The following is an 8,545-nucleotide window of genomic DNA, read 5'->3' as shown; positions in this document are numbered from 1 at the left end:
TATAAGGATAAGGAATAGAGGCTGTGGGTTTCAGCCATTTAAAGTGCTTGCATTTTAATAAAAAAATTCTATTTGAGTCGTAAGTTTAATTCTTTAAATTACTATTTGATATAATTTTGTAACCTGGACATAGAGAGTTATTCATTTTTATTGACAAAGAGGCTGATATGGCAAACCCGGCTCGACTTTTGATCGTAGACGATAACGAAGATATTTTATCTACTTTTTATGAATTTTTTAACTCTCTTGGGTACGAGGTTAAGACTGCGGTGGACGGATTTGCCGCTTTAAAAGTACTGCGGGATAAACCCGATTATTTCCACTGCCTGATCACAGATCTTGTTATGCCTAACATCAGTGGTGTCGGACTGATTTCCATTATAAAAAAGGAATATCCTGATATTAAAACCATTGCCATGACCGGGTATGGGGATCACCCTGGCGCTCTTGCGTCCGAAGCCCGGGCGGATATTGTTATTTTTAAACCTGTTGACCTGTTAAAAATCGAACGTAAAGTTGCCGAACTTTTAGGCCGTACAGAAGATTAGGAAAAAAGGTGTTATAAAATTATGACTTCACCAACCCCGCTGATAGGTGTCTCCCGCCCGATGCTGAAGATCAAGGAACTGATCAGCCATGTGGCCCAAACTTGCCTTAACATCCTGATTACAGGCGAGACCGGTGTCGGCAAGGAAGTGGTTGCCCAGAGCCTGCATGCTGAATCAAATCGGTCTAAAAATAATTTTATAAAAATAAATTGCGCCGCCCTGCCTGAAACCCTTCTGGAATCAGAGCTTTATGGCTATGAGAAAGGCGCTTTTACCGGGGCGCACAAAAAACGTTCCGGTAAATTTTTAACTGCAGACAAGGGCGTTCTTTTTCTTGACGAAATCGGGGATATGCCCCTGACGCTTCAATCCAAAATGCTCCACGTGCTTCAAAGCGGAGAGTTTTCTCCTCTGGGATCGGACCAGGACTTTAAAACAGATGTCTGGATCATTGCGGCAACCAACCAATGTCTTGAAGAAAAGATAAAAGACAAAACCTTTAGAGAAGATCTTTTTTACCGGCTTAATATTATTAAAATAGATATTCCCCCCCTTCGCGAACGCCCCGAGGATATCCCGGCCCTGGTTGAATATTATTTGAAAAAATACTTGTCGGAATACCCGAAATCCAATGCAGTAAAGCCTGACAGCCAGATAATGGAGCGGCTTTGCACGTATCACTGGCCCGGCAATGTGCGGCAGTTGCAAAATTGCATAAAAAAATTGATGGTACTCAATTCCTGGGATAAAATTTTTGAAGAGCTACCGATTGATGCAAATACCCCTGAAACATCGTCTTCAGAAGATAGATCTCAAGCGAAATTAGCCGGTTCCGGCATGCATTCGCCTGATTATCCCTTTGATAATGACTCCGGAAGCCGACGGATGAAGATCATTTCCGAATTTGTAGACCTGTCCACAAGTTCTGAAAAACTGTTTGAAGATATCTCTTTGAAAAAAATAAAGAAGCTGGCCTCTGACAAAGTAGAAAAAGAGGTGATCATTTTTGTGCTTGAAAAAGTGGGGTGGAATCGATCCAAAGCCGCAAAAATTTTAAAAGTGTCTTATAAAACCCTGTTGTATAAAATGAGCGAATTCAATGTGAATCCGCCCATGAATTAAACTTTGCAATGGGTTATCCGTGCAGCGGGGTACCCAATATTTTCAAGGATGCTTCTCCCATGATTTCAGCCAGGGTGGGATGGGCATGAATGGTGTGCGCCAGATCCGTTGCCGTCAGCCCCCTGGTGATGGCCAGGGTTGCTTCGGCAATCAGATCCGTGGCATGGGGGCCTGTTATATGAACCCCGATCACTTTGCCTGATGCCTTTTCCACAATTATCTTTGCCTCTCCTGAAATCTGGTCAATGGCATGGGCTTTTCCCAGAGCCCTGAAGTTTACAACTGCCGTTTCAATCGCTTTACCCTGCTCCCGGGCCTGTTTTTCCGTTAATCCAACCGCACCGATTTCAGGCATGGTAAAAATAACCCAGGGCACCGTATCATAAGACATGACGCTTTTGGGCGCCTCGGTTTGCCCGCAGGCATTCACTGCCGCCACAAGGCCTTCGTGGTATGCCACATGGGCCATCATCACATGGGTCGGACCGAGAATATCACCAATGGCATACACATTATCAACATGGGTCTGCATATATTCATTCACGGCAATCCATCCGCCCTTGCCTGTTTCAAGGCCGATATTTTCAAGGCCCAACGCCTTTGCCAAGGAACGTCTGCCGACACACACCGCCATGACATCGGATTCAATGGATTTTGTTTTCAGTTTTTTGGCCGGCTGGGTGAATGGACTGACATCCAGAAAAATATCAAGTCCGCCACGCTTATTTTCAGTTCGTGTCACAATGGTGTCCGTAAGCACTTGAATCTTTCGTTTCTTCATTTCACGCAACAATAACTTTGAGCAGGATGCATCCACGCCCGGTAAGGGCAGCACCCTGTCCATGGCCTCAACAATGGTCACCTGACAACCCAGGGCACTGAAAATAAAGGCAAATTCACACCCGATCACCCCGCCGCCCACAATGGTTAAAGACGTTGGAATGTAATCCAGTGACAGCATATCATTGGAAGAGAGAATCTTTTTATGGTCAAAGGGAAACTCCGGAACATTCATGGGTACGGTTCCGGCTGCAATGATCAGCTTGTCGTAGGCCACAGATATGGGTTCTTCCCGGTCAGAAACGATCTCAACGTTCCCCGGAGAAACAATTTTTGCCTGGCCCGTGATAACGTTGACCCCGGCCTTTTCAAGAAGTCCTGCAAGCCCTTTTCTTTGAGCGTCAAGCACTTTTTCCTTTCGCTGCATCAGCACACCGATATCAGGGCTGACCGTGCCTGATATCTTAACCCCCAGACTGCCGGCATTAAGACAACTCAGCAGCAGGTCCGCTGAATTTTTCATTATTTTAGACGGGATACAGCCGTAATTAAGGCAGGTTCCCCCCAAATTTTCTTTTTCAATCAAAGTTACCCGGGCCCCAAGGCCGGCGGCTCTCAGCGCGGCAACGTAACCACCGGGACCTGCCCCGATGATGGTGATATTTTCAGCCATACTTATCCTCGTAAATATTGATTATAAATAATTGCAAATTACATTAGAATTTTAATAAAATATATATGCTTTCATAAATTTTATCCAAATATATTTTCAAATTATTAAAAAATAACCTTTTTGTATTTGACTCTACCCCCTAGGTAAGATACGCTTATTTAGAAAATGGCACCTAATAAAATCGGCGTAAAAATGAAACAATGAAAATTGATGACACCAATATTAATATTATCAGAGAACTCAAAGAAGGGAAAAAACCCTTCAAAAAAATAGCCGACAAGCTGGGCATTACTGAAAACACGGTAAGGGCAAGGGTCCTCAAACTTCAGGAAGAAGGCGTGCTTGAGTTCTGCGGGCTCGTGGACCCGGCCAAACTGCCGGGTCATAGAAGTGTAATTGTGGGCATTAAGCTGTCTGAAACAAATCTGGTGGAAAAAGGAAAAGAGATCAGCCGCCTGCAAGGTGTTGTTTCCGTATCCGTGGTCACAGGACGTTATGATCTCATGGTGATGGTGTTATTCAAAGAAGGATTTGATCTGCTTGAATTTTACACCAATGAAATCTCAAAAGTTCACGGGATAAATTCAGTTGAAACGTTTGTGGTTTACAAATCATACAACCTGAAAGTGCCGTACATTTTTTAAACGCAATCATCAAGTTCTCAGGGAGTTTGTCATGACTAATAATTTAAAGAAAACACCATTAAATGCATGGCACAGAAATGCCGGAGCCAACATGGCGGATTTCGGCGGATTTGACATGCCGCTATGGTATGATACCGGGGTTAAAAATGAACACCTTGCCGTGCTTAAATCTGCGGGGATGTTTGACACATCCCATATGGACTGTGTCCGGGTACAGGGCAAAGACGCCCCGGCCCTGCTTGATTTCTGCTTCACAAGACAACTTAGCGACCTGTCATCCGGCCGCTGTATTTATGGCGCGTTTTTAGATGCCAAGGGACATTGCATTGATGATGCCATTATTTATAAATTTTCTGATATCAGCTTTATGGTCTGTGTCAATGCCGGTATGGGGGCATCGATTACCGGGCATCTGGTTTTACATCGTGACGGAAAATCCGTAGAAATAACAGACCTGTCAGATCAGCTTGCCAAGCTGGATGTCCAGGGCAAAAATGCCTTGAAAATCGTGTCAGGCCTGATTAAGGATCAAGAAACCGTTTTTGACAAAATGCCCTACTTTTCATTCAAAGGTAATCTGGACCCTGACGCCCCTGATGGGGTAACGCTTGTGGATGGCACCCCTGTCATTGTGTCACGAACCGGGTATACCGGTGAATTCGGTTTTGAAATTTTCATTGCGCCGGATAACGTTGAAAAACTGTGGCACAATCTTTTGGATGCAGGGTCCCCCTATGCCCTGATACCCTGCGGTCTTGGCGCCAGGGACTCTTTAAGGGCCGGTGCCTGCCTGCCCCTCTCCCACCAGGATATTGGGCATTTCCCCTTCATCAACCATCCCTGGGAGTTTGCCCTGCCCTTTAAGGCCGGCACCCGGCAGTTTACCAAGACATTTTTAGGGGACAAAAGCCTGATGAACCTGGAACAGCCATCCTTTACCTATGCCTTTGTCGGTGACTCGTTAAGAAAGGTAACGGCCGGTGATGCCGGCCGGGTACTCACCGAGCAGGGCGAAGATATCGGCATGGTACTGACCTGCGCAACAGACATGGGGATCTTTTGGCATGAAGACAACATCGTCAGCATCAACACGCCGGATCTGCCCCCGGATGTCAAAATAAAGGGGCTTGCCTGCGGATTTGTCAGGGTCAACCAGCCCCTGGACATGGGTGCCCGGTTGTCTCTTGTTGAAGGTAAACGCAAAATCGGGGTCCGGCTTGTTTCCGATATTCGGCCGGACAGGACAGCAAGGCTTGCAATCAAGCATTTTAAATAAGGCCCATGACCTGGCGGACACAACAAACTATAAAAATATTTTAACCACGGAAAACACAGAAGTCACAGAATTTTATCTTCAGTGTATTCCGTGTATTCCGTGGTTAAACTTTTTCATACAAAAAAGGAGACGATATGAAAGCCATAGAAGAACTTAATTTCCCATCAGACGTTAAATACACCGATGACCATGAATGGGCAAAGGTTGAAGGTGATCTGGTCTGCGTGGGAATTTCCGACTATGCCCAGGACCAGCTTGGCGAAATTGTTTTTGTGGAAATGCCTGAAATCGGCGACAGTTTTGGCCAGGGCGACGAATTCGGCAGTGTGGAGTCCGTTAAAGCGGTATCTGAAATTTTTCTTCCCATTGCAGGTGAAATCGTTGAGGTAAATTCAGAACTTGAAGATGCGCCGGAGCTGGTCAACACCGACTGCTATAACAAAGGCTGGCTGGTTAAAATCAACCCCCAAGATCTGTCCGAAATGGACAGCCTCAAAGACCAGGCTGCATACCTTGAAATGCTGAAAGGATAAATGCCATGCGTTATCTGCCGCATACCCGACAGGACATCGACCAGATGCTGGCTGTCACCGGCCACGCCGATCTGAATCAGCTATTTGAAACCATTCCCGATTCTGCGAAAACAAAGACCGGATTAAACCTGCCGGATGCGTTAAGCGAATGGGATTTAAATGCCGAAATGGAAGAACTGGCCTCACAAAATGCGGCATGCCGATCATACACATGCCTGATGGGCGCCGGTTCATACGACCACCATATTCCTGCCATTGTGCCCCATCTCATTTCCAGGTCCGAATTTATGACGGCCTACACCCCTTACCAGCCCGAAGTGAGTCAGGGAACCTTGCAGGGTATCTATGAATTTCAAACCATGATTACAGCGCTTTTAGGTATGGATATTGCCACGGCATCCCATTACGATGGCGGCACCGCCCTGGCGGAATGCGCCCTGATTGCCCTTCGCAAATCCAAAAAAGCCAATAAAATCGCCGTATCAAGTCTGATTCATCCCGCCCATCGCCAGATCATGCAGACCTATCTTGATCCATCCGGATATGAAATCGTTGACATACCGGCAGATAGAAACGGCCTGACGGATGTGGCAGCCTTTAAAGCCATGGAGGGCATGGCAGGGGTGGCGGTTCAGTCCCCTAATTTTTTGGGAAACATTGAAGATCTCGGCAGCTTCAGGGCTTGTGCCGATGAAAAAAAATGCCTCTTGATCAGCTCATTTACTGAAGCGCTGGCCCATGGGCTGCTGAAACGTCCGGGCAGCTTTGGGGTTGATCTTGTGGCAGGAGAAGGCCAGAGCCTTGGCATGGCCAAAAGCTTTGGTGGTCCCGGACTTGGCCTTTTGGCCGGTACAAAGAAAATGATGCGAAACCTTCCCGGAAGGTTTGTGGGAAAAACCACTGATTCAAACGGTCAAAGGGGATACGTGCTGACCCTGGCCACCCGAGAGCAGCATATCCGCAGGGAAAAAGCCGCTTCCAACATATGTTCAAATAACGGACTCAACGCCATGACCGCCGCCGTATATATGGCAGCGGCCGGAAAAAACGGCATCAGGGAAATTGCCCGGCTCAATCACGACAAGGCCGTTTACCTGAAAAACATGCTTGTGGATGCCGGGTTTGAATCCGTTTATGACAGCGCCTTTTTCAATGAATTTGTCGTTAAAGCCCCTGCCGGATTTGCGGACAAGCGAAGGGAATTGGCCGAAAAACACAATTTGTTTGCCGGGGTCCCCCTTGAATCCTATTACCCGGACATGGCAGACCATTATCTTTTCTGTGCCACGGAAACCGTGTCCAGACAGGCCATGGACCTTTTGGCAAAGGAGGTGAAATCATGACACAACCAGGCACAACCGGCCTTATATTTAACGAACCTGAACTATGGGATAAAAGCCGGGAAGGCAGATGCGGCATCTCCATGCCGAGAAGTGATGTACCGAGAACGGATCTTGACCCGGCCCTTACCGGTGATGCACCGGAATTGCCGCAACTGTCCGAACTTGATGTGGTCCGCCATTTTGTACGGTTGTCCCAATGGAATTTCAGTATAGACGCCGGCATGTATCCCCTGGGGTCCTGCACCATGAAATACAATCCCAAAACCAATGAGGTTCAGGCCGCCCGCAAAGGCTTTGCCGCAGCCCATCCCCTGGCCGGGGATGAATTTTCCCAGGGGGCCTTAAAACTGATGTATGAGTTGGAGCAACTGCTCGGGGAAATCACGGGATTTCCCGCCGTCACGTTGCAGCCGGCGGCCGGGGCCCATGGGGAGCTCACCGGCATGCTCATGATCCATGCCTGGCACGCCAAACAGGGAAAACAGCGTTCAAAAATTCTGATCCCGGACACGGCCCATGGCACCAATCCGGCGTCTGCAACCCTTTGCGGGTATCAGTCCGTGAACATCAAATCAGGGCCCGACGGCATCCTGGAGCCCGCCACAGTGGCCGAGGCCATGGACGAAGATACTGCCGGCATCATGATCACCAATCCCAACACCCTGGGTCTGTTTGAAGAGAACATCAAAGAGGTTTGTGATATCGTCCATGCCAAGGGCGGCCTTGTTTATGGCGATGGTGCCAACATGAATGCCGTCATGGGAATCATCAAACCCGGCGAACTTGGCATTGATGTACTCCATTTAAATCTTCATAAGACCTTTTCCACCCCCCATGGCGGCGGCGGGCCCGGTTCCGGACCGGTGGCCGTGGTCGAAGAGCTGATTCCCTTTCTTCCTGTGCCAAGGGTTGAAAAGGAAAACGATGCCTATTCTTTTATTACGGATTGTCCTGACACCATCGGTCGGATGCACACCTTTTATGGCCATTTCAGCGTCATGGTCAAGGCATTTGCTTATATTCTGTCCATGGGCGGCGACGGCCTGACGCGTGCGTCCCAACTTGCCGTACTCAATGCCAATTATATCAAGGAAAGCCTTAAAACCACCCTGGATCTGCCCTATGACAGGCCCTGCATGCACGAATGTGTGTTTACCGACAAAACTGTTCAAGAGTATCATATCAGCACCATGGATATGGCCAAACGGCTTTTGGATTACGGATTTCATCCTCCCACCGTATATTTCCCCCTAGTGGTGGATGCCGCATTCATGGTGGAACCCACTGAAACCGAATCCAAGGATGACATTGACCAGTTCATTGAGGCGGTAAAGGCGATTGTTAAAGAGGCAGCCTCGGACCCGGATAAATTGAAATCAGCACCCTATCTTCCTAAAGTAACCCGGCTGGACGAGGTGACTGCAGCACGCAAACCCTGTCTTAAAGGTTAGGGCCATGGAAACAATAAAATCCGCCGCATCTGTGGCGGATTTTATTCTGACCATGGGCACTATATATGGTCAAGAAAAATATATCAAAAAAATTAAAAAAATAGTAGAATTATATCTCAAAAAACTTTATGAGTATTAATATGAAGTCAAATCAAGCACTTAAAATACTTAGAGT

At 47.4% G+C, this 8,545-nt stretch carries 9 protein-coding genes; 8 read left to right on the top strand and 1 reads right to left on the bottom strand.

What is annotated here, in order from left to right:
* Positions 1 to 167: 167 nt before the first annotated feature.
* A complete protein-coding gene (locus tag HXW94_RS17555; RefSeq protein WP_178368196.1) occupies positions 168 to 548 on the top strand; it encodes a response regulator in 381 nt (126 codons plus the stop codon).
* 21 nt (positions 549 to 569) lie between these two features.
* Positions 570 to 1,670 carry a sigma-54 interaction domain-containing protein gene (locus HXW94_RS17550; protein WP_178368195.1) on the top strand — a complete coding sequence of 367 codons (1,101 nt, stop codon included), beginning with the start codon at positions 570 to 572 and terminating at the stop codon, positions 1,668 to 1,670.
* A gap of 13 nt (positions 1,671 to 1,683) precedes the next feature.
* Here the strand turns inward: HXW94_RS17550 and lpdA are convergent, their stop codons facing one another.
* Complete coding sequence (lpdA, locus tag HXW94_RS17545) at positions 1,684 to 3,123, bottom strand: dihydrolipoyl dehydrogenase (protein ID WP_178368194.1); 1,440 nt, start codon at positions 3,121 to 3,123, stop codon at positions 1,684 to 1,686.
* A 200-nt stretch (positions 3,124 to 3,323) separates the two neighbouring features.
* Between lpdA and HXW94_RS17540 the strand changes: the two genes are divergently transcribed.
* The 6 genes from HXW94_RS17540 to HXW94_RS19945 all read left to right on the top strand — a co-directional run bounded on the left by HXW94_RS17540 (position 3,324) and on the right by HXW94_RS19945 (position 8,509).
* Positions 3,324 to 3,767, top strand: coding sequence for an Lrp/AsnC family transcriptional regulator (locus HXW94_RS17540; protein ID WP_178368193.1), 444 nt, complete (start codon positions 3,324 to 3,326; stop codon positions 3,765 to 3,767).
* Between the two features lie 31 nt (positions 3,768 to 3,798).
* Positions 3,799 to 5,043: an aminomethyl transferase family protein gene (locus HXW94_RS17535; protein WP_178368192.1), complete on the top strand. Its 1,245-nt coding sequence runs from the start codon at positions 3,799 to 3,801 to the stop codon at positions 5,041 to 5,043.
* Positions 5,044 to 5,177: 134 nt separating this feature from the next.
* The gene (gene gcvH, locus HXW94_RS17530) at positions 5,178 to 5,576 is read left to right on the top strand and encodes a glycine cleavage system protein GcvH (protein ID WP_178368191.1); all 399 of its coding nucleotides are present in this window, start codon (positions 5,178 to 5,180) and stop codon (positions 5,574 to 5,576) included.
* Positions 5,577 to 5,581: 5 nt separating this feature from the next.
* Positions 5,582 to 6,919: an aminomethyl-transferring glycine dehydrogenase subunit GcvPA gene (gene gcvPA / locus HXW94_RS17525; protein WP_178368190.1), complete on the top strand. Its 1,338-nt coding sequence runs from the start codon at positions 5,582 to 5,584 to the stop codon at positions 6,917 to 6,919.
* Positions 6,916 to 8,370 (top strand): aminomethyl-transferring glycine dehydrogenase subunit GcvPB, encoded by a 1,455-nt coding sequence (gene gcvPB, locus HXW94_RS17520; RefSeq protein ID WP_218576792.1) that lies wholly within the window; start codon positions 6,916 to 6,918, stop codon positions 8,368 to 8,370. The genes gcvPA and gcvPB overlap by 4 nt, the downstream gene beginning before the upstream one ends.
* A 4-nt stretch (positions 8,371 to 8,374) precedes the next feature.
* Positions 8,375 to 8,509, top strand: coding sequence for a hypothetical protein (locus HXW94_RS19945; RefSeq protein ID WP_281357870.1), 135 nt, complete (start codon positions 8,375 to 8,377; stop codon positions 8,507 to 8,509).
* Positions 8,510 to 8,545 lie beyond the last annotated feature (36 nt).

The organism is Desulfobacter latus (assembly GCF_013389365.1).
Lineage (GTDB): Bacteria > Desulfobacterota > Desulfobacteria > Desulfobacterales > Desulfobacteraceae > Desulfobacter > Desulfobacter latus.
The sequence above is the reverse complement of the archived record's forward strand: the minus strand, read 5'-3'. Positions and strand labels throughout refer to the sequence as shown.